Origin of the sequence: Metabacillus dongyingensis (assembly GCF_019933155.2) — a bacterium.
GTDB lineage: Bacteria > Bacillota > Bacilli > Bacillales > Bacillaceae > Bacillus_P > Bacillus_P dongyingensis.
This window is the reverse complement of sequence record NZ_CP082944.1, coordinates 1,348,707-1,369,690: the sequence shown is the minus strand read 5'-3', so window position 1 is coordinate 1,369,690 and position 20,984 is coordinate 1,348,707. Positions and strand designations below refer to the sequence as shown.

The following is a 20,984-nucleotide window of genomic DNA, read 5'->3' as shown; positions in this document are numbered from 1 at the left end:
AGCATCACTTGCTCATCCTGATTGAGGATCTGTTTAGTTGGATAAATCTTCTTTAATCCATTTTTTATATATTTCATCATATTTGCCGCTTGATTTTAATTCTTCAAGGACAGCGTTGATCTCTTTCACCAAATCTTCATTTCCTTTTTTAACGGCAATTCCATATGGCTCATCTGTGAACGGCTCGCCGACTACCTCATAGCTGCTGTCTTCAGCAGCCATTCCGTAGAGAATTGCATTGTCTGTTGTTAAAGCGTCCCCTTGACCTGATTTCAAAGCTGTAAATGCTTCCGTGTAATTTTCGTATTCAAGCACCTCTGCATCAGGTGATTTCTCACGGATATTTTTTGTGGATGTTGATCCCTTAACTGCGAGAACTTTTGTACCTTTTTTAATATCATCTATACTCTTAATATCGCTGCCTTTTTTAACTAAAAGGGATTGTCCTGCTTCAAAATAAACGTCTGAGAAATCAACTTCCTTTTTACGCTCTTCCGTAATGGTCATCGTTGCGATAATCGCATCGATTTGACCGTTTTGAAGCATTGGCACACGTGTTTTAGAGGTAACTTCTTTAAATTCGATGTTCTTTTCATCACCAACGATTTTCTTTGCAATTTCTTTCGCTATATCAATGTCAAAGCCTTCAATCTCTCCGCTGCTTGGGTTTTTAAGTCCAAATAGTCTTGTATCGTTTTTAACGCCAAAAACAATTTTCTCATCCTTCTTAATGGCTTCAAGTGCATTTGCAGTTTCTTTTTCCTCCGATTTTCCACACGCTGCAAGAACGAGTACAGCAAGCATGGATACGAAAAGCAGCTTCAGCAAACTCTTTGATTTCAACATAAAATGTCCCCCTATTTTTATATTAATGATTTAAAATACGGCTGAGAAATAAGCGTGCCCTTTCTTCTTTGGGATTCGCATAAAACTCCTCCGGTACAGCCTCTTCTAAAATTTGACCTTGATCTATAAACACGATGCGGTCTGCAACTTCTCTGGCAAATCCCATTTCGTGTGTAACAACTACCATTGTCATGCCTTCTTTCGCCAGATTCTTCATGACATCTAATACCTCGCCAATCATCTCAGGATCAAGGGCTGAGGTCGGTTCATCAAATAGCATAATCTCAGGATTCATCGCGAGGCCTCTGGCAATCGCAACACGCTGCTGCTGTCCGCCTGAAAGCTGGGAAGGAAAAGAACCGGCTTTATCGGGAATTCCAACCTTGTCCAAGTAATAAAGCGCTGTTTTCTTCGCTTCTTCCTCTGATTTCCCAAGAACTTTGACTTGAGCAAGCGTAATGTTTTGAAGAACGGTTTTATGAGGATACAGGTGAAAATGCTGAAAGACCATGCCGATCTCCCGTCTTACTTTATTAATATCTGTTTTCTTGTCATTAACCGCAATGCCGTTAACTGTTAATGTACCTTCTGACACTGTTTCAAGCCGGTTGATGCAGCGGAGCATCGTGCTCTTACCGGATCCGGACGGACCAATAATCACGACCACTTCTCCCTTTTTTATCGTTAAATTAATGTTTTTTAAAACTTGGAAATCACCAAAATATTTGTTTACATTGTCAAAAACAATCATGCTGCTCCCCCTTATCTCTGATTGCAGGCATTCATTCCAGCTGTCTAGAACTTTATAAATATAATTTTCATCTCTAGAATTATACATTTTTTAGAATATAATAGTCAAACAATTTTGAGTTATTTATAAATACTGAACATTAATAAAAATATAAAAATCACTGCTTTATTTGCAAGCAGTGATTTTTATTCCGTCTCTCATTTAATTGATTTTTCCATTTACTGTACAAAAAGGCTCACTTCCTCGTATACTAATAGAAATACATGACAAGGAGTGTTTAAGTATGAGTCAATCTAAGGCAAAGAAACAGCGATTGAAGAAAATGCGTGAAGGAGAAAGAAATCCGGAGGCTGGAAGAAGCCCATTTATTTTTCAGGATTTGCGCACTAGACAAACAAAAACAAAAAAAGAGCAGCTATATAAGCAAAAATACAAGAACCATTTCCAGGGAGACGGAAAAGATGGTTCTTTTTATTTTGCCTCTTAACGGCTCTTTACATAGTAATTTGTGATGGCTAAATATTCTCTTGTATAAGATTTTAAGACAGCCGCTTTCGGCGTTTTAGCTGCGAGCCCTTTGGCATCAAGACCAAGATCTTTTGCAGCCATGCATGAACGGTAGATGTGGAAATCATTTGTAACAATGAGACCTTTTTTCGCACTTGGCGGGAGCATTGCTTTCGAGAAGGTCAAATTTTCTATCGTACTTGTAGACTTTGATTCTAATATTATACGGGATTTCTCTATTCCATGATCTTGCAGGATTCTGCTGATGGCCTCTGCTTCCGTTATTTCTTCGCCTGGCCCCTGTCCCCCTGAAGCAACCACAATCGTATTTGGATTTTCTATTAAATACTCTGCTGCTGCATCCGCCCGGTATTGCAGGGCAAGCGACGGAACCGTGCCATTTACCTTTGCACCTAGCACGATTAAATAATCAGCGTCTTCAATCGGCTTTTCTGAACTGTATCTGTGGATGTTGTAATGTAAAAAGCCAGTATAAATAAGGCCAATTGCTAGCAGTGTGAAAAGAATCTTTCTAAATGGCATCTTTATTTTCATTCATGTTCGCCCATTTCTTGGTTAAAAAGTTATAAAAAAAAATTTTTTGCTGTTTTTTCAAGAATGCAATTTTCTTTTTTTGAACTCATATGAATTGTCATTTTTTATACCTTGAGTGATAAGACGAATATCAGTCGGGTAATTAAATCCAAGAATATTAATTATATGCTCTCCTATTACAAAACAGTACTTTCCAATATTGATCAAAGGAGATAATCATGCTTTCTAATGAAGAAAGCTGATTTTGAGTCATACCTTTTTTAATTCTGCCGTCTTAGTCACTTTTAGATTTTGAGTATACCGGGACTAGGATAATTCCCAAAATAAATAGTCCAAATGATACTCCGCGTACCAGATTAAAATATTCGTTCGATTTAAAAAACAATACATTTAATCCCATTGCAATTGCTCCGACTAGTATCATTATTTTTCCAAATAATTTCCAGGACATTAATCTTTCACTCCCTCTCTTCAAATATTATGAGATTCTAACGGACACCCGAATATGAACTTATGTACAGACCTTATGGAAGAGTAATTTCACCCTGAAATCATCATCTAAGCTCCAGGTAAATTCTAAAATGGCCTTGCTTTGAATAGTCCTCCCTAAAAATGGATTCATAATAATTACGATTGTTGGCGATAAAAAGTTCCAGATAATGACATATATAAAAATTAAAAAGGCCGATTTTTTAACGAAACTTTTTGCACGGATAATCGTATATAGATTAGACAAACCTGTTTTTTCTTACATATTAGTCGTTTACAGACAAGCATAATTGTATTTTTTCCAGGAGGACATAGTGAAAATAAAAGAGATTTCATATCCGACATCACTCAGTAAAATCAAGAATGCATCAGATGACATCATTGATATCTTGGTGGAGCTTGAAGATGGCTGCACGTATACCATGGTCGTCACTACACCTGAAAATTTTTCTTCCTTGATGAAGAGAGAGAAACTTTCTTATTTATTGCCTGAACCGCTTATGCTCGTCGTCAGCAGTCTGACTGAAAAGAATATATGGAAAGTTGCAGAGAAGTTTGCTGAAAATAATGCTTACTGGCTGAAATCGTATTACTTGATTGAAGATAACAAATTTGTGACATAGAAGAATGGAAGTAAGTAGAAGGTAAGTAACCATACATGATTACCAATGTCTTTGTAGATATGCCTATTAAAAATAATTTATATATATCGTAAATTAACAGATTGAACGAAGAGCTTAAATTTTTTTGTAAGTTGTGAGTTATAATAGGAGATTACATTTTAAGGAGAATCGTTTATGACCGTTAAAAAGAGCAAATCCATAGAAGTGAAGTCCGTATCCTTAGTATTTTTTGGTGCTGCTATTGGAGCTGTTTTGGGAATAGCTGCATATGTGAACAATTGGCTGGGCTAAGATCTTAATGTAAGTATTATGTAACTCTGTATATGGCAATAAGGTCTGTAAGCTGCATCAGGACGATGTCATTAAATCTGTTTACAGCTCTTATCTCGTCCGTTCCTTCATTCAAGTAATGAACGGTGCCGATAAAATGCACAATCTGATCACCATGCAGATAAATAAATGATAGCTCAAAATGAAACTCCAAAGATCCGCTGATTAATAATTGAATGCTGTTGCGTTTCTCTTTAGGGATCATAAGCATGGGGATACCTTCTTTATAATAGATTTATTACTTAGTATACGAATGTTTGTTCTTATTTTCAATCATCATTTTTTGAAATGCAGCTTTTTATTACTAGACAGGAATTAGGGTACTAAAAAAAGAAAAAGAGCTTTCGCAGAAACGAAAACTCTTTCTCATGCACTCAGCAAAGGGAATTCCTCAAATCACCCTTACCCTTTTGCTTCACTTCCTTCACTAACACCTATAATTCCGCTTTTTGATTTAAGCACTGCTCCAAAAAGGACAGCCATTATAGAAGCGGCCATTAAGAAAAAGCCTAACACATAAAATCCGTCCGTTAAATCACTGTTTTGCGCTACTGCTCCAACAATGATTGGCCCTACAATACCTCCAATATTTCCGCACGTATTAATTAATCCATTTGCTGTACCTGCTTGATTGCTCGGGAAGAAGGACATTGCCCATGCCCACCAAGGGCCAAAAGCTGAATAAATTCCTATTCCCGCTATTATTAACAAAATCATATTAAAGACCATCCCGCCTTCAACCAAATGTTGAATAGCCAGGGCCAAGCCGCCAATCATTAAAGGAACCGATACGAATAAAACCCGATTTTCCCCTACAGAATCCGACCAGACTGAATTGTAGTACATGCAAATTGCAGCTAAAATAAATGGAACAGCTGACAGCCAGCCTACTATACCGATGCCACTATTGCTCAATTGTTTCATCAAGCTTGGCATCCATAACCCAAAGCTATACACACCGGTAATCCACAAGAAATATATAAATGAGAAGACCCATACTCGGTAATTTTTCACCACATCTAAGAATGAGCCATGTTCTTTTACTTCTGCAGTACGATTTTGAACAATATAATCCCGCTCTTCTTTCGAAAGAAGCTTGTCTTTTTCAGGAGAATCTGCACCAAGAAAAGCAAATAACACAGCTAATATTAATGGAGGCGCTCCTTGTAATATAAACATAGTCAGTAATTTCACTCGCTCCAAACACTGAAATTTCTTCTCCGCAGTACCCTTTTCCTGCCCGCAGTTCAGGACTCCAACTCGCGGAAATCATGTTCCAACTCGCCGGAATCCCGTTCCAACTCGCCGGCAAAGAAAAATCGGCATCCTCCTTGCCAGCTATGGCAAAAAAGATACCGATTCTATTTTAAGCATTTTTCACTTGATCTACAGGTGTTACTGCCTTTTTCTCTTTTGATAAAAACCATCCCGCTAATGCAATTCCAACAAGAACTACATAGAATGTGATTTTCCAAAGAGGAGATTTAGCGAATCCTTCAGGCAATACAGCGAGCTCCGGGTGAGACAACGTGTAAACCGAGAGCTTCACACCGACCCATCCCACGATTCCAAAGGCTGCGATTTCCAGGCCAGGCTTCTTATGAAGCAGCTCCACAAAGAAGTTTGCCGCAAATCGCATGATCACAAGTCCGATGATTCCTCCAGCAAAAATGACGAGAAACTTGCCGCCGTCCAAGCCGCCAATCTGAGGCAGACTCGTATTTGGAAGGGTAACGGCAAGAGCTACGGCTGCAAGAATTGAATCAACCGCAAAGGCAATATCCGCAAGTTCAATTTTAAGCACTGTTGCCCAGAATCCAGACTTTTTCTTGACGTCAGGTTTGGCTTCATCTTCTTTTTTCTTAAAAACAAGTTTTCTCAATATATGATTTGCTGCGATGAACAGCAAGTATAGAGCACCAATTGCCTGAACCTGCCATACATCAACGAGATAAGAAATGGCGAACAGGGATCCAAAGCGGAAAACAAATGCCCCTGCAAGTCCGTAAAATAGGGCTTTCTTTCTCTGCTCTTCAGGAAGATGCTTCACCATGATGGCTAACACAAGGGCATTATCTGCCGCGAGCAGCCCTTCAATCGCAATTAACAGGAGCAGCACCCAGCCATATTCCATTAACATTGTCATTTCCATCTAGTCAGTCCTCCTTTACCGTAATAAAATCCTGATCCTTGCTGATTACACCTTCATCAAAAACAAGTCTTGTATTAAAGTAATACGACCTCTCTTCAGCGGAAGCCGCTAAAACCTTAGGCAACCGGAAAATAAAATCAATTCGGTTCTGTTCATCTGACTCAATTTGTTTAGACGTTAAGATATTGGCTGTTTCTATAACCTTTTCAGTTCGTGATGACAAATCAGCCATAACTAAATCACAATCAATCCGTTTCAGCTGCTGCTCAATGACACCGCCTTTAATTAAAAAATATCCATTTATGCATTCTCCCGGCTGAAACTCTTCCTTTGGCAGAATAAGATCAATCTGCGCTGAGCCTATTCCTAAAATCGACATATATTTTCTGAGTATCATTGGACAATCCTCCCTTTATGATTTTACTTTTGAATATTTATCATCAATGCGTTTTTCAATTTTTTCGAGCTGGCGTTTATCTTTAAGCAGCTCCTCTTTGTTTTCTCTAATAAGCTTTTCAATTGAACCTCTGACTTTTTTCATTTTTTCATCTCACCTTCCATGACATTTTTCGAATAAAAAAAACCTTTGCCTGAAATCCGGCAAAGGTTTTATCTGGAAAATAATAAAAGACCTTTACCGTTATAGGTAAAGGTCTTGCTAACAACGTAATGGTTGCCAATAGGGCCGGAAGCATATGCTTCGAAATGACGACTCTATTGTAAAAGCTACTCCCCTTTAGGAGAACTATTCGATTTGTATACTCTTATCTTAAAGGCAATCTGAATTTGTGTCAACACTAAATGATGAGAATTTTGATAATCAGGTCAAGATCACACATTCATAAAAGCAGGCGGATACTTGACAGTACCTGATGCTTCATCAAGCGCACCCGGCTTTAACTCAGTCAGCATAAAAACCTCATCCGGAACCTCAAACGGCGGCTTAATTCCTTTACTGCTTGCAGGAACAAAACCAAACTTAGGATAAAACTCCGGATGTCCAAGAACGATGACTGAATCATAACCCCGTTCTCTGCAGTGCTTCAGCCCTGCACGTACGAGCAGAGAACCAACGCCCTCTTTCTGAAACCCCGGTTTAACCGCCATAGGAGCAAGGGCTAGTGAAGGCACTTCCCCGTTTTCCGTTTCGATGATTATTTTACTGAACAAAATATGTCCAATCACTTCACCTTCTTCGTTTTCGGCAACCAATGACAGACCTTTCACAAAGGACTCAGATTGTCTGATTTCATGAATGAAATTTGCTTCATTTTCCTGACCGAATGCTGCATCGTTTACTTCCTTTATTGCAGCAATGTCTGCAGCTGTTTCTTCTCTGATCGTGAACATCTGTTCATCCCTTTCTGTCACTCATACTCTTTGTCTTTACCACCAATAGTTTACCGTATTTGCCCATTAAATTTCTATCTCTTAAATTTAGGAATGTACGCTCCTGGAAAAACATAAAGTGAAAGTAAAAAGGAGTGAAAAAATGCTTATAAAATTGAGTGTAGCAGGAGCATCAGGCGCATTTATTTTTCTTGCAGTCAATCTGGTCGGGACTTTAAAAAAAGGGATGGTCACACTTGATGAAACAAACAAGACGCTTGCTGAGGTCAGAAATGCGGTGAATGGCCTGACCGAAGAAGCAGAGCAGCTGATACATACAGCTAATCAGATTACCGCTGATGTGAAAGGGAAAATTAAAACGGTTGATCCGCTGCTTGAGTCCGCACAGGATGTGGGAGAAATGATTCATAATGTAACAAGCTCGATCAAACAGGTTGGTGCAGTCTTTGGCGGAAAACGGGCACAGCGCACCGAAATTTCAGTAAATGAACCTCCAGTCCGAATTAAGGGGCCAGTTCACATTAATGTAAAGTGAAAAAAAGAGCGATTTGCTGACGGCAGATCGTTCTTTTTTTCATTACTTTCCATAATAAAGATTTTACTTTCCAGTTTGCGGCCAATACTTGCCAATATGCATAAAATACTTTCTTCTTTATCAAAAATATTATCTTTTTCCCAGTTAAATCCAATAACAATCAAAAAAATTAAATACAAAGGTTTCAATTTAGGGAAATTATGGTATTATATCTAAGTCATTACTTACATAAATTTACTATCAGGGAGGTCATAAATATGCAAAAGTACAGAAGAAGAAATACTCCAGCATTCACCTTTTTAGCCTATTTCACTTTTTTTGCAGGTGTTGCATTATTTTGTATCGGTCTTTACAATGCAGACAATCTTCAGCTGAATGAAAAAGGGTACTACATTGCGGTTATGATGCTGGTTGCAGTCGGAGCCATTCTTACTCAGAAAGTAACAAGAGATAACGCCGAAGATAACGAAATGATCGCCGAGCAGGAACGCAAGCAGAATCTCGGAAAATCGATGGATTAATAGACTGGCAGGGATGGTGCAGGTGCTTCTTATTTATTTAACTTCCCGCTGAACAGCACTAGGGAAGCACCAGAATTTTTTATCCAATTTGACCGTTTACTGTAAAACAAAAAAAACATAGCAGAATTGGCTGATGTCATTTCGCTATGTTCTTTTTGATTCTATTAAATTACCTTATTTTGTTTAAAATCAAAAATTTGTTCTTTACTATAACCTGATTGCTGCAGAACTTCGTCAGTCTTTCATGTTTGCTAAATCCGGTACTCCCAATTGAATGCAGCCATTACTTTCAGTTTAAATGATTGGCGGCTGAGATATTTGAGAGGATATAATAGATATCAGATATATACATAGGGAGGCAGCTAAATGAGACTATTATTAGTAGGTGCAAGCGGAACAATCGGAAATGCGATTGTAAAAGAGTTTGGTAAAGATCATGAAATCATTCGCGCAGGCCGTAATGGCGCAGACGTGGAAGTAGACTTCACATCTCCCGAAAGCATAAAAAAGATGTATGAAGCTGCAGGTAAAGTAGATGCAGTTGTCAGCGCAGCGGGAAGAGCACAATTTGCACCTCTTGAAGAACTGACGCCTGAATTAAATGAAACAGGGATCATGAGCAAATTAAAAGGTCAAATCAACCTCGTCTTACTTGGCATTCCTTTTATAAACGACGGCGGCAGTTTTACCCTGACCAGCGGAGTCATGATGGATGATCCGATTCTAAAAGGAGCTTCTGCAGCCATGGCCAACGGAGGAATTCAGGCTTTTGTCAGAGCATCAGCCATCGAAATGCCGCGCGGGATCCGCATCAACAATGTAAGTCCAAATGTCCTCATTGAATCAATGGATAAGTATGCTGATTTTTTTCAAGGCTTTAAAGCTGTTCCGGCAGCGGATGTTGCGCTTGCATATAAAAAGAGTGTCCTTGGAGCACAAACTGGTCAAACCTATAAAGTGTATTAAAAGCAAAACGGCAGCTCACACGCTGCCGTTTTGTTAAAAGCTTGATATGCCGCTCCACTCCTGAAAGCGATATAGGAACCGGAGTCCAAACGAATCATCTGCAAAGACCTCATAATTTTCTGTATAAGTACCTGACTCGTTAGTCCAGATCGTATGGAAATACTCTTCGACATCTGCCATCATACCAGTGTCAGCAGGACCCGATATCTTTAAATCCGTTTCAAGGTTAAAATCACCCAGATTCCGCTTTGTAAAATTTGCGGAGCCTCCAATCACTGTTGCCTCTTGATCTCTCTCAAAAAAGACCAGCTTTGTATGATACTGCTCCCCATTTGTTTTGTACCAGCGCACTTGAATCTTTTGATCAGATTCTGTAACCAGTTCATGAGCAACAGGCCTGTTTGGGACACCATTCTTTTCGCGTCCGAATGCATCTTTATTGGCATCCAGGATCAGTTTAACATCAGCCCCTCTTTTAGATGCTGCAAGCAGTTCTTCTACAATATCGCGGTCTGATAAATAAAACGCTCCAACCGTAATTTTCTCTTGTTTCTGCGTCTTTTTCAGTTCATCAAGCAGATGTTTTTTAATTTTACCTTCTGTCAAAAGCTGAACATCATACTCACCGGATTCAGCCTGCTCGAAAACAGCTGCGCTTTCGGCACTCTCTATCTCTGCACCTGAAAGGTCCGCTACAGCTTTTTCTGTTTGAACAAGTTCCCTCAATATGTCACCTTTGACGAGAAATGCAATGTTGGAATGCAGCGAGCTGCCGTCATGCGGATTGGCGGAAGTTACAAGGCCCTCTTTTTCGTTCACTACTACTTTTCGGTGATTGGCTTTAAAGTTCAGAAGATCCAGATATGATCTCAGCGTGACATCCGGTGAGTCCGGACTGAAGGCATTTGGAATCCAGCCGCTGCCAGACGTTCCAAACCATTGAAGAAATGTCCGGTGCCCGCCTGAATAAAAAGGATTGGAATCTCTCAGCGGCTTCAAATCCGTAAACACAACCTGTATCCCATGTTCCTTCAGTTCTTCTGCAATATCAGACGGATATGATCCGTAAAAGGTATTTATGCGGTCCGTAATAACCGTGATTTCAACTTCTTTATCCTCTTGTTTTTTTTCTATTAAAGCCTCCATTAAACTTCTTGATAAAGCAGGATAGCTCGCGGAACGGTCGTATTCATCGTTAAACAGGAACATATCCATCAGGATAAAATCGCGGGCTTCGTCAATCATGGTCTCAATCTGATTAAAAATAACCTGATCATGTGTGATGCTCTTTCCATTTTCAAAGGTAAGATCATATAAAAACTCAACCTGACCGGATGAATGAATGTCCCCTTCATGCGAAATCCCAGGGGGAAGCGGTTTTGAATAATGATAAACAGCGATACATACAGAAAGCAGCATTAAGGACAGGACAGCTCCAAGAAAAAGCTTTCTCTTTCGTTTTTTAATAATGACTGGTTCTGCAACATTTGGTTTTGTCATGGTGTAACCCCTTTTTTATGAATATATGGCTAAATAAGTATATTCTCTAAAAAATGAAGTTCCCCTTCTAAAAAAGGAAAAGCGGTCTGTTTCGTCAGACTGGTTCTAAAAAAATCATTTTACTGCAGCGAGTCAAAAAGGCTCTGATTCTTGACCAATTGCGGTTACGTAATAAACGTGATCTGCTGCATTTTCATCGGTAAAGCTCTTATTTAAAGCTGATTACATGCTCGGGTGGGCTTTCTGCGTTTTCTGATTCAGCTGTTGCGTTCTTCGCTTGAACTTCAGTTCGCTCTGCTGTTAGCGGGACTGTTTTGGTGAGGATTGCTGATTAGGAAAAATACCATAATTGTATTGAAAGAATGATGATTTTTTTCATAGGACCGTACACCTCTTTTATTGAAGAAGAAGAGAGGTCACGTAATGATATGCTAAGTGCAGGTACTAATAACTTCTTGATTTTCATGAGTACACTCTTCTTTGAATGGTAGTAGATGAAAGTTCTTTTTGAACTTCTTGTTTAGAATAACGAGCGTTATTTTCATATGGATCACTTTTTTGTTTATTTTCTTTTTTTGCTATAAAATGACTTGAGAGATTATGAAGTTGTGATTAAAAACTGCGGGGGACTCAGTATGAATGAACCGAAGATTTTGATAATAGATGATGAAGAACCGATGAGATCATTGATTAAGACCTTTTTATACAAAGATGGATATGCTGTATTGGAAGCTTCTAATGGTCTGAAAGGCCTTGAATTGATTTCAAAGAAAGAACCTGATCTTATCCTTGTAGATGTGATGATGCCTTTTATGGATGGATTTGTTTTTGCAGAAGAATTGAAGAAATCTTATAACATCCCGCTCATCTTTTTATCTGCCAAAGGAGAGGAATGGGATAAGATTCATGGTCTTAAGCTTGGAGGGGATGATTATATTGTTAAACCTTTCCATCCCGGGGAGCTGCTTGCCCGAATTGAATCCGTGTTAAGAAGAGCCAATTACTCAACCAAGCAGAGCACAGAATTATCAACAGGTCCGCTCGTTCTGGATTTCATGGCGTTCCGTGCCTACATACATGGTATGCCGCTTTCCTTAACACTGAAAGAATTTGAAATGCTGTCACTTCTCGCAAAAAATAAAGGGACTGTTTTTTCCCGTGATCAGCTCCTGCAGTCTGTTTGGGGAGATGATTATAAAGGCACCGGCAGGACAGTCGATACTCATATTAAAACCCTGCGGCTAAAATTAAAGGATGAGGCAAAGCTGATTCAGACTGTATGGAGTGTAGGCTATAAGTTTGAAGTTGAGAACCTGAGCAGCAGAAAAAAGCAACCGGCCGATTGATCTAACGGATAAAACGCCTTATTCAGTTTTTTGGAAATCATAGTGGGCGGCTGATTCTTATGATGCGGTTCTCCGCACCAGTTTAACCGGCGGGTTTCTATGCCATGCAAAAGCAGAAAACAAAAAAGGTGATACAGAAACTTGTATCACCATTAAAAAAGTGTACGAACCCCTATGTTATAAGAGATTTATCTTGTCTTTCCTAAAACAGCCATTAGATAATACGTGCTGTGACAATGCCTTCAATCTTGTAGATTTTTTCCTCCAAAAGGGGAATGATATCACTCGTTACATTATTATCAATATCAATCATTGTATAGGCATATTCCCCACGACTTCTGTTCACCATATCTGCGATGTTTAAATCATAGCTTGAGATGGCTGAGGTAATCTTTCCAACCATGCCAGGGACGTTTCGATGAAAAGCTGCTACACGTTGCTTACCTGTATATGGAAGGCAAGCATTTGGAAAATTCACTGAGTTTTTAATGTTTCCTGTCTGCAGGAAATCCCTAATCTGGCGACCCGCCATAATCGCACAATTATCCTCAGATTCTTTTGTGGAGGCACCAAGATGTGGTATTGACACAGTATTTTTCATTTTCAATACATTTTCATTTGGAAAGTCTGTAATATATTTACCCACTATCCCGCTTTCAAGTGCAGCTTCAATATCCGTTTCATACACAAGTTCCCCGCGTGAGAAATTCAAAATATGAACACCTGGTTTCATTATGCTAAATGTTGCTTGATTAAACATTCCCCTTGTATCATCAGTTAATGGTGTGTGTACGGTAATATAATCAGCGCTTGCAAACAACTCCTCAATGGTAATAGCACGTTTAACATTACGCGATAAATTCCATGCCGTATCAACAGAGATAAACGGGTCAAATCCAATCACATCCATGTCTAAAGCAATCGCATCGTTCGCTACAAGCGCACCAATTGCACCTAATCCAATAACACCCAGTGTCTTCCCCTTAATTTCTGTTCCTGCAAATTGTTTTTTTCCTGCTTCCACAAGCTTTGGAACTTGTTCCCCTTTACCTTCTAAGGTCTTTGTCCATGCAACACCTGCAAAAAGATTTCGTGATGAAGCCATTACTGAGGTTAAAACAATCTCTTTTACAGCATTAGCATTAGCACCAGGGGTATTAAAAACCACTATTCCTTGATCTGTACATTTGTCTACTGGAATATTATTGACACCTGCCCCGGCCCGTGCGATTGCTTTTAAATTATTACCGAATTCCATTGAATGCATATTAAAGCTGCGAACAAGAATCGCATCAGGATTTTCACAGTCATTATCAACCGTAAAGGTATCCTTATGAAAGACATTTAAACCTCCTTCTGCAATATTATTTAATGTTTTAATTTTTTTCACTTTGTCTAATGTTATTGGGCTCATATTTTTCTCCTTTTTTTATAATAATTTTTTTAATAAACAAAAAGAGGTAAGGGATACATCCCTTACCTCTGCCCAGGCGAACGGCTACGACACTATGTGCTCCCCCGCGGTTATCCGCGTTTCGCCAGTTACACATAGTCTTTTCATTTCCTCTATTCTATCAATTTCTTTACCAGACTTCAACCTCAAAAATGTTCTTATTTATATTTACGTGCTATTAAACCTCATTTGCTTATGATACGGTTCTCCTTCCTTAATCTTTAAGCTAATTGTATTTACTCCACAAAATGGCCTATTGCGGAACAAAAAAGTTCGCTTCACGATCCTCAGCTTAGTTCAATAAAAGCTTATCACCTACTGTATAGTTCCCTTTCATTTTCTATATATTTCCAAGAAAGTGCAAAGTAATCACCTTTTCAGTAGGGACGATAAAATCTCTAGGACTTTTTGTATCAGTTATTCAATAAAATACATTTTCCCATTTATTTCAAGAGACACTGATGATTGTTTCATCTCTTCCTTTAGAGTTTTGGCATAGGTAACTGCTTTATTAATTTTTTTCTTATCCAAATCTTCTGCATAGCTATAGACAATCGTTACTTTCTCCTTAACCAACTGATTATCATCAGTTAGCCATGATCCCGTCCCATCGATGGCTGTAGCTCCCCCAAACATTCTTGAGAATTCTTCTAAAGACTTGTTAACATATGGAGTATTATCAATTGGCTGATCAACATTATATGTAGATGGTACATAAATTTTCACTACGTCTTCAAGGTAGAATTGACCCTTTAATAAAGAAGATTGTTTTGTTTTAGATATATCTTGTTGTTCTGCAGCGTACACAGCGTTGCCTAAAAAGACAATTAATAGAATCGGAATAATCCAATAGAAGATTTTTTTCTTATCCAACATTTTCACTCCTTCTATTTTAATAGTTTAGCTGACACACTAAGCCGGCAACCCCAGTAGGGTAAACCGGCTTTTTCCATTTCGTTAAAACGTTGGCGTACCTGGGTGTACTCCTTAATTATTGTTTATTAATTAACTTAATTAATATGCAGTAATTACTCTATCACCATATATATACAACCATGAAAAAATATCTTTCATATCAACATTAAATGTTGCTGCTTTCATTCCGTAAAATCTTGCCGATCCATCATCTTCATAATATTTCCATCCAGTACAAGCTCCTGTATAAGCATTGCATAAACGAACTTGCAGATTACTTGGATAAGCTTGATTAGCACCGTAACCATCTGTTTTCCATAAATTAGATACACGAACTACTACATTTGGGTCCATAGAATTTGTGGTAATTCTTCCGTCCCATTTTCCATCTTCGGTAGCAAAATGGCCCCATCCAGTGCTAGTGTCTGCATTTGCTTTGTTTATTTCTAAAGAAAACACTCCTATAAAACTAATGACCATTATGCCAAGAACAGATAATACTTTTTTCTTCATAGGGTACCTCCTTTAGATTAGTAACTTTCCTTAAAACAATGCTTATAAAAAACAGAAAACTAAAATTACAAACGTAAGTCCTGCAATCAATCACTTACTAGATTGTCATATGACATTAACCACGAATTTGACTGGCAATTTGCTGATCTGCCTCTTCAAGAGCGCGTGCAGTGCTGTTAAGCTGAGCTGAGATATCCTCTAATAATTGCTGCATTTGAATAAAAGAAGGCTTTAATGTTTCATATTGCTCAGCGAATGCACGGCTTGCTTCACCTTCCCACATTCCTTGTAATTGACTAATCATGGAATCCAAGCGAGTAATCTGCTCACCCACCTGACCGCTTTCACCATTGTAGCGAGTCGACATAACAACTAATTCAGCTGGGGTAACGCGAATATTACCTGACATTTCAATCTCTCCCTTATTTATTAATTTTTATAAAATCAATGTTCCTTCCATATTAGGAAGAAACAAAGATTGCTATATTTATTGAGAATGTAACTAGGTCATTGTTTCATTCCAAAGCTATTAATAAAAATATTATAATGTCCATTCGTTAGATAACTAAGATTATAGGTATTATGCAGTCTCTCATCTAGAGCCTCTTTTGCTTTCCCATCAAATTCTTGACATAGTTTATTTTTAATATCAATTATTTGAGTGGGATGATCTAAGAGTTTATACCTGAATCTTGTGTTATCTTGCAGGTTTTTAATTACTTCTTCTAGCCGTGCTTTTATTTGCCGTTCCAGCATTTCACTTTGTGATTGTAACTTTAACATTCTTTGTTCAAAATCCGGATTTTGATTCTCAGCATTATCGACATCGTAACGGAAGTGTCTCATCATGAACCTCCTTTAAGTTATTTTTAGCCAGTTTGCGATTTGCCTATCCTTATCACTAAGATTTGCTGCCATGTATCGTAAGTTATCAGAAACATCCATAGTATCTTTCTCAAGTTGATTAATACACGAATATAGCGCTTCTTCAGCTGATACATCGTAAAATTTAGGTAACCCTGAACTTATACTTAACGCATAATTACTTATCATTTTTTGTACTGCATCAAAGGGAATAAGATTAAACTCTGAGCTCAACCTCCCTTCGAATTCTCGTTGAACGCCGAGTATAGCTTCATCGTGCAGCGAACTGAATTCATCAATTAATAATCGATTATCAATTACTAACCAATGCAACTCATCCATCTTTTCAGCTAAAGCCTTCGCTTCTGGTTCATTCATTCGAATAAAATTTACAAGACGGTGGTTATATAAAGTCCAATAACTTTCATTATCAACATATTTTACTGTTCCCACTTCTGGAAATGTACTATTTAAGTTTCCAAAAGTATCGCGGGGATCGGTTTGGTCCTCCGTGTTATTTTTAAATACACCTTTTTCAACCAATGCTTTCTCTTCTGGTGTTAGCAATCCATACACATTGGGAGCACTATAGGTTATAGCTTCAATAATCCAGTCCCTTCTTTTCACCCTCATGTAAGTTGCTAACGCCCCTCCAAGAGAGTGTCCTGTTGTAAAGAATAAGGCATTTGGATGTTCCTTTTTAACCCGATCTGCAAATTTTACAGCTTCATCAAATGGATTCTTCAAATCTTTACTAAACTCGTTAATCTTTCCGGTCATCTTATTATGTTTTTTTGCCATTTCTATTTCCAAACGAGTTTTGGATGGTTCCCTATCTCCCCCATTAACTAGGTAATTGTAGTCTGTAACAGTCCAGTCCTCCAACTCTTTAAGTTTCCCAGTCAGCATATCTGATACACTTGGAATTTCTCCTGAGCCACGGTACACAATAATAATTTGATTACCCTTTTTAACGGCCATTGCTTGCAATTCGGTTTCTTTATCGTCTATTACATCTATGACAATCCAACCTTCAGGTCCATATTCACCCTTTACAACAATACATTTGTTTTTTATAGTGCTGATATTTTCATAAACCATTCTGGAAAGATCTACATAAGTATGATAAGAAATTTTTGGGTTAGAATTAGGATCTTGGTTACTTCCTCTTGTCACTTCTTTAGCCATAATTCTCATCCTCTTTATTTTTGATAATATATCCCCTTGAGATTATCCGACCGTACGGTTGGTTATAAGTGAATTTTATTCCCAAAATTATGTAAAGGCAATGTTTCCAATTTCCTATTTTTGGATAAAATTTAAACCGTGCGGTTCCCCATTCTATATTTGATACAATACTTCATCAAATAACCAGTATTTGAGATACATCTTTTAGTTTACCATTTACTTCCACATCCAATTTTGTTTTATTTTCGCTTCATTAGTACTATTTGATCACATTGATTAATCGTGACTTTTTATCTAGAATACTTATTTGACCCTATCGGACAGTTAGTGCTAAATTATTATTATTCACATTTTTCTGTTATTGCAGGATGAAAAATTTGTTAACAAAGATATAAATGGAGGAACAGAATATGGCAGCCGGGTCAGTAGAAGGAACAAAAGAACGTATTCTAGATGCTGCTTATAAACTTTTTGCTGAGCATGGATACGAGCATACTCCAATCAGTTTAATCATGAAAACAGTTGGTCGTTCAAAAGGAACGTTTTATTCTCATTATCAGCGAAAAGAAGATATCGCATTAGATATCATTGATAAACAAGTATATAGAAATTATGGTTTTATAGAAAAGGTTGTTGAACCTTACATTTACCAAAAGGATTATCATGTTCTCGATTTTTTTACAGGTTATTTTACTATTGGTCTTCACCTTGAGGATCGAAAAGAATGGACACTAGTTTTTAATGACTTGATTCGTCTCTCAATAAAAGATGAAGTTATTCGTGAAAAGCTTTCACTCGTACATAATGGATGGATTTATTTGTTTAATAGAGCGATATCAAGGGGAATTGAATTAAAGCAATTATCAGAGGACATAGATAGGGAAGCTATTATTAAGGTTATTCTTTCCTTATATAAAGGTATTCAATTAGAAAGAACTTATGGAAATGGACCAGACATCGAACAAATTCGATATATATTAGAAAGAATTCTCCGGCAATAATTGTATGTCTCAAACACGGATAACCCCGTTCTAATTTTAGGACGGGGTTATACTTAAGATATTTAACTTTTGAAAATACTTCACTATATTTAAATCATAACAATTAACGCGTTTTTATCTTTGTGTTATTGTAAAATCGCGCCCGATAGTTGAATAACACTTATGGATTTTTTTGATTTATACTCTCTATTTTGGACAGATGAATAGTCTTAAACAATATTTAAGATGGAGTTTCTTTTCATTTTAGAAATAATCATCAAAACTGTACACAAGGATTCACTTGCTGGAGCCTGATGCCCCATATTCAGTGATAGTTAATTTCAGGTTGTACTTGATAGGAATCTCACTAAATGTTTGATCCCAATCCTTTTTGACCTTTTCCCATACTTTAGGATGTTTAATTCTCAGTTGGTTTCCAAAGCCGGCAACATCGACTTGGTAATCCTCTTGCATGATTTCTAAAACATTATTCACTAATCGATTTACTTCTTCTTCAGCGGCTTTTTCAGCGTTCTTTAAAAATTTATTTTCAGATGTTTTCTCCGAAACCACCCAATTTTCTGATAGGCGTCCCTCTGATTCGATATTCACATCAAAAGAGATATTTTTTCCATTAACATGAGGTATAATTTTGCTTTCCATTGACGTTACCTCGTATATGATTGGCTGACTTGTCTCTTTATCAAAGCTTTTCACCAAACCGCCTTTTCCCTTTCCGGTTATCCACGTTAAGCCTTCCAATTCTTCTTCATTCAAAAAACCACGCAGCTTTTTGGTCTTTCCTTCAATCACGGCAGCTCCTGAAAATTTTACTTCTCCATTCGTCGAGATTACATTTTGTAAAAGAAAACTAGATTTTGATTGCATCTTTCCCTCTAATTTAGCAAGCGATATAGAGGGCGAAATCCTTGTTGTTCGATATTCATTATCTGCTATTCCAAGCAAACGAAACGCTGGAATTTCTCCTGCTTCCTTTGATTCCATCGTCTCTCTGGCTTGCCCCTTGCTAATGAACACAAGACAGCTTGGTCTAATCTCATTATCACGGAGAAATTGATCAAGTAATTGTTCAAGACTATAGCTGCGTGCAAGATCCGAATTGATGACAATAACTTTTAGATGCGGGCTGAACATAGGGCGATCCTTTCTCAAAGAAAATTCTCGAGTCATTTGATGGATGGAATCACCGGTTTCAGAAATATTTATATAAGGTTTTTGCTTTCCTCCCCCATTACTCTCTGATCCTTTTCCTTGTGCGTTAACAAATTGGTGGGTCATCGTTATGATATCGCTTTTAGTATACCCCCCACCCTGTTTCTTTAGCTCTTTCTCAATTGTTGACTCTCTTCCTTCATCCAATGCTAAACCTACACTTAATCCAATCTCTTCAATTTCATTACTGCTCCAGCATCCTGTAAGAGAAAGGAGTAAAAGAACCGACAGCGAAACTGAAAGGAGTAGTTTATTGTTACGGTTTTGCTTCATGCTTTCCCACCTTCCATCTCGAGATTATGAGAAGGAGCAAAGGCAGTAAACCAAATAAATACAACGCGGCATTGCCAATCAAATCACCGAGTTTAAATTGGTCATTAATATTTTTCGGCACCATAGAGATAATGTAAATAACAGGAAGTAATCCATACATAAATGGATGAATGTTCTTTTTGAAGAGTTGAGCCAGCCCCAAAGCAGCCGCATAGTAGGAGATGGTAAATGTAGCAAATAATTGCATGATCCATATTACGAGCAGCATAGACTCAAATCTTTCAAAGATCAGGCCGCGGATTTCAAAACTTCTCATGAGATCAAGGGTCGGCCATGTTCTTGTGACCACTCCATCGACGGAAAACGCTCCAATTACCATAATGACGGTTATTATATAAAAGACCAAGGGTATAGCTATTCCGACTACAACAGCTTTTACTGCTTTATGCGGATGTTTCATAAATGCCGGAAGGAACAACATGATTTCAATTCCTGTATACGAGAGAGCCGTAGTCTTTACCTCTTTTAGCACTGGTATGACTCCCAATCCTAATACCGGACGGAGATTATCCATTTCAAATATTCCAAAACTCATAAAGACAACCAGCAAGAAAAGGATGATCGTAATAGGGAATATTATTTCAAACAGACGGGCGATCGGATTGATTCCTCCAATGATCAAATAGAGACCTACCCAAATAAATGACATGGTGATTGCCCAAGCAGGGGTGCCTTCCAGTAAATAAAAGCCTGTTACTTCAACCATTGAACGGATTTGAAACCCGGAAGTCATTAATAAATAACATACAATAAGGAGACTGACCAGCCCGCCTACCCATTTTCCTATGATTTCTCGATTATATTGATAAAAGGTTTTTTCGGGAAACTGTTGGCTTAATTTCACAATGATCACCCCTGCTATCATAGCGATTAGTCCGCCTAGAATAACGGTAATCCAAACATCTGGTGTTTTTACCTTTTCTACAGATGTCCTGGGCAGAGTGAGGATCCCTGATCCGAGGATAAAATTAATGACGACAACAGCTGCTTGGGGAGTGGTTAATCGGTCTTTCGGACTGAGATTCATCTAGGGT

The 20,984-nt window shown here is 38.0% G+C and carries 25 protein-coding genes and 1 riboswitch; of the genes, 7 read left to right on the top strand and 18 right to left on the bottom strand.

The genetic code is table 11. From position 1 onward, the window contains the following. Nucleotides 1-33 precede the first annotated feature (33 nt). Both K8L98_RS06755 and K8L98_RS06750 read right to left on the bottom strand, forming a co-directional pair. Nucleotides 34-846 (bottom strand): transporter substrate-binding domain-containing protein, encoded by an 813-nt coding sequence (locus K8L98_RS06755; protein WP_223440628.1) that lies wholly within the window; start codon nucleotides 844-846, stop codon nucleotides 34-36. 22 nt (nucleotides 847-868) lie between these two features. Then, nucleotides 869-1,597, bottom strand: coding sequence for an amino acid ABC transporter ATP-binding protein (locus K8L98_RS06750; protein WP_223440626.1), 729 nt, complete (start codon nucleotides 1,595-1,597; stop codon nucleotides 869-871). A gap of 283 nt (nucleotides 1,598-1,880) precedes the next feature. Between K8L98_RS06750 and K8L98_RS06745 the strand changes: the two genes are divergently transcribed. Further along, entirely contained in the window at nucleotides 1,881-2,084 is a 204-nt protein-coding gene (locus K8L98_RS06745; RefSeq protein ID WP_223440625.1) for a hypothetical protein, read from the top strand. On the opposite strand, the gene K8L98_RS06740 is transcribed toward K8L98_RS06745, so the two are convergent. Further along, nucleotides 2,081-2,659 (bottom strand): YdcF family protein, encoded by a 579-nt coding sequence (locus K8L98_RS06740; RefSeq protein WP_223440624.1) that lies wholly within the window; start codon nucleotides 2,657-2,659, stop codon nucleotides 2,081-2,083. The two genes, K8L98_RS06745 and K8L98_RS06740, sit on opposite strands and share 4 nt — an antisense overlap. A gap of 803 nt (nucleotides 2,660-3,462) precedes the next feature. On the opposite strand from K8L98_RS06740, the gene K8L98_RS06735 reads away from it, so the two are divergent. Further along, complete coding sequence (locus K8L98_RS06735; protein ID WP_223440623.1) at nucleotides 3,463-3,771, top strand: hypothetical protein; 309 nt, start codon at nucleotides 3,463-3,465, stop codon at nucleotides 3,769-3,771. A 307-nt stretch (nucleotides 3,772-4,078) separates the two neighbouring features. Here K8L98_RS06735 and K8L98_RS06730 read toward each other — a convergent pair whose 3' ends face one another. The 6 genes from K8L98_RS06730 to K8L98_RS06705 all read right to left on the bottom strand — a co-directional run bounded on the left by K8L98_RS06730 (nucleotide 4,079) and on the right by K8L98_RS06705 (nucleotide 7,603). Further along, complete coding sequence (locus tag K8L98_RS06730; RefSeq protein ID WP_223440622.1) at nucleotides 4,079-4,312, bottom strand: YolD-like family protein; 234 nt, start codon at nucleotides 4,310-4,312, stop codon at nucleotides 4,079-4,081. A 191-nt stretch (nucleotides 4,313-4,503) separates the two neighbouring features. Next, a complete protein-coding gene (locus tag K8L98_RS06725) occupies nucleotides 4,504-5,280 on the bottom strand; it encodes an MFS transporter (protein WP_223440621.1) in 777 nt (258 codons plus the stop codon). 187 nt (nucleotides 5,281-5,467) lie between these two features. Further along, the gene (locus K8L98_RS06720) at nucleotides 5,468-6,253 is read right to left on the bottom strand and encodes a TerC family protein (RefSeq protein ID WP_223440620.1); all 786 of its coding nucleotides are present in this window, start codon (nucleotides 6,251-6,253) and stop codon (nucleotides 5,468-5,470) included. Nucleotides 6,254-6,257: 4 nt separating this feature from the next. Further along, entirely contained in the window at nucleotides 6,258-6,650 is a 393-nt protein-coding gene (locus K8L98_RS06715; RefSeq protein WP_223440619.1) for a sporulation protein, read from the bottom strand. A gap of 15 nt (nucleotides 6,651-6,665) precedes the next feature. Next, nucleotides 6,666-6,794, bottom strand: a complete 129-nt coding sequence (locus K8L98_RS06710) for an FbpB family small basic protein (RefSeq protein WP_223440618.1) — start codon at nucleotides 6,792-6,794, stop codon at nucleotides 6,666-6,668. 290 nt (nucleotides 6,795-7,084) lie between these two features. After that, the gene (locus tag K8L98_RS06705; RefSeq protein ID WP_223440616.1) at nucleotides 7,085-7,603 is read right to left on the bottom strand and encodes a GNAT family N-acetyltransferase; all 519 of its coding nucleotides are present in this window, start codon (nucleotides 7,601-7,603) and stop codon (nucleotides 7,085-7,087) included. A 142-nt stretch (nucleotides 7,604-7,745) separates the two neighbouring features. Between K8L98_RS06705 and K8L98_RS06700 the strand changes: the two genes are divergently transcribed. The 3 genes from K8L98_RS06700 to K8L98_RS06690 all read left to right on the top strand — a co-directional run bounded on the left by K8L98_RS06700 (nucleotide 7,746) and on the right by K8L98_RS06690 (nucleotide 9,625). Continuing rightward, a complete protein-coding gene (locus tag K8L98_RS06700) occupies nucleotides 7,746-8,138 on the top strand; it encodes a DUF948 domain-containing protein (RefSeq protein WP_223440615.1) in 393 nt (130 codons plus the stop codon). A gap of 257 nt (nucleotides 8,139-8,395) precedes the next feature. Continuing rightward, complete coding sequence (locus K8L98_RS06695) at nucleotides 8,396-8,659, top strand: YiaA/YiaB family inner membrane protein (protein WP_223440614.1); 264 nt, start codon at nucleotides 8,396-8,398, stop codon at nucleotides 8,657-8,659. Between the two features lie 366 nt (nucleotides 8,660-9,025). Then, nucleotides 9,026-9,625 (top strand): short chain dehydrogenase, encoded by a 600-nt coding sequence (locus K8L98_RS06690; protein WP_223440613.1) that lies wholly within the window; start codon nucleotides 9,026-9,028, stop codon nucleotides 9,623-9,625. 33 nt (nucleotides 9,626-9,658) lie between these two features. Here K8L98_RS06690 and K8L98_RS06685 read toward each other — a convergent pair whose 3' ends face one another. Next, a complete protein-coding gene (locus tag K8L98_RS06685; protein ID WP_223440612.1) occupies nucleotides 9,659-11,125 on the bottom strand; it encodes a phospholipase D family protein in 1,467 nt (488 codons plus the stop codon). A gap of 635 nt (nucleotides 11,126-11,760) precedes the next feature. On the opposite strand from K8L98_RS06685, the gene K8L98_RS06680 reads away from it, so the two are divergent. Beyond that, nucleotides 11,761-12,471, top strand: a complete 711-nt coding sequence (locus K8L98_RS06680) for a response regulator transcription factor (protein WP_223440611.1) — start codon at nucleotides 11,761-11,763, stop codon at nucleotides 12,469-12,471. A 214-nt stretch (nucleotides 12,472-12,685) separates the two neighbouring features. Here K8L98_RS06680 and K8L98_RS06675 read toward each other — a convergent pair whose 3' ends face one another. From K8L98_RS06675 to K8L98_RS06650, 6 genes are all read right to left on the bottom strand, one after another. After that, the gene (locus tag K8L98_RS06675) at nucleotides 12,686-13,885 is read right to left on the bottom strand and encodes a phosphoglycerate dehydrogenase (RefSeq protein ID WP_223440610.1); all 1,200 of its coding nucleotides are present in this window, start codon (nucleotides 13,883-13,885) and stop codon (nucleotides 12,686-12,688) included. Nucleotides 13,886-13,948: 63 nt separating this feature from the next. Further along, a riboswitch (ZMP/ZTP riboswitch) is annotated at nucleotides 13,949-14,027 on the bottom strand. 314 nt (nucleotides 14,028-14,341) lie between these two features. After that, nucleotides 14,342-14,797 carry a DUF3574 domain-containing protein gene (locus K8L98_RS06670; RefSeq protein WP_420828830.1) on the bottom strand — a complete coding sequence of 152 codons (456 nt, stop codon included), beginning with the start codon at nucleotides 14,795-14,797 and terminating at the stop codon, nucleotides 14,342-14,344. 141 nt (nucleotides 14,798-14,938) lie between these two features. Beyond that, nucleotides 14,939-15,352 carry a hypothetical protein gene (locus K8L98_RS06665; protein ID WP_223440606.1) on the bottom strand — a complete coding sequence of 138 codons (414 nt, stop codon included), beginning with the start codon at nucleotides 15,350-15,352 and terminating at the stop codon, nucleotides 14,939-14,941. 115 nt (nucleotides 15,353-15,467) lie between these two features. Next, nucleotides 15,468-15,761 carry a WXG100 family type VII secretion target gene (locus tag K8L98_RS06660; protein WP_223440603.1) on the bottom strand — a complete coding sequence of 98 codons (294 nt, stop codon included), beginning with the start codon at nucleotides 15,759-15,761 and terminating at the stop codon, nucleotides 15,468-15,470. Between the two features lie 98 nt (nucleotides 15,762-15,859). After that, the gene (locus tag K8L98_RS06655) at nucleotides 15,860-16,198 is read right to left on the bottom strand and encodes a hypothetical protein (protein ID WP_223440601.1); all 339 of its coding nucleotides are present in this window, start codon (nucleotides 16,196-16,198) and stop codon (nucleotides 15,860-15,862) included. Nucleotides 16,199-16,210: 12 nt separating this feature from the next. Then, nucleotides 16,211-17,404, bottom strand: a complete 1,194-nt coding sequence (locus K8L98_RS06650; protein WP_223440599.1) for a lipase family protein — start codon at nucleotides 17,402-17,404, stop codon at nucleotides 16,211-16,213. A 410-nt stretch (nucleotides 17,405-17,814) separates the two neighbouring features. Between K8L98_RS06650 and K8L98_RS06645 the strand changes: the two genes are divergently transcribed. Then, a complete protein-coding gene (locus K8L98_RS06645; RefSeq protein ID WP_223440597.1) occupies nucleotides 17,815-18,405 on the top strand; it encodes a TetR/AcrR family transcriptional regulator in 591 nt (196 codons plus the stop codon). Between the two features lie 276 nt (nucleotides 18,406-18,681). On the opposite strand, the gene K8L98_RS06640 is transcribed toward K8L98_RS06645, so the two are convergent. Both K8L98_RS06640 and K8L98_RS06635 read right to left on the bottom strand, forming a co-directional pair. After that, nucleotides 18,682-19,890 (bottom strand): Ger(x)C family spore germination protein, encoded by a 1,209-nt coding sequence (locus K8L98_RS06640; RefSeq protein ID WP_223440596.1) that lies wholly within the window; start codon nucleotides 19,888-19,890, stop codon nucleotides 18,682-18,684. Next, entirely contained in the window at nucleotides 19,874-20,977 is a 1,104-nt protein-coding gene (locus tag K8L98_RS06635; protein WP_223440594.1) for a spore germination protein, read from the bottom strand. Before K8L98_RS06635 ends, K8L98_RS06640 begins: the two co-directional genes overlap by 17 nt. Between the last annotated feature and the right edge of the window lie 7 nt (nucleotides 20,978-20,984).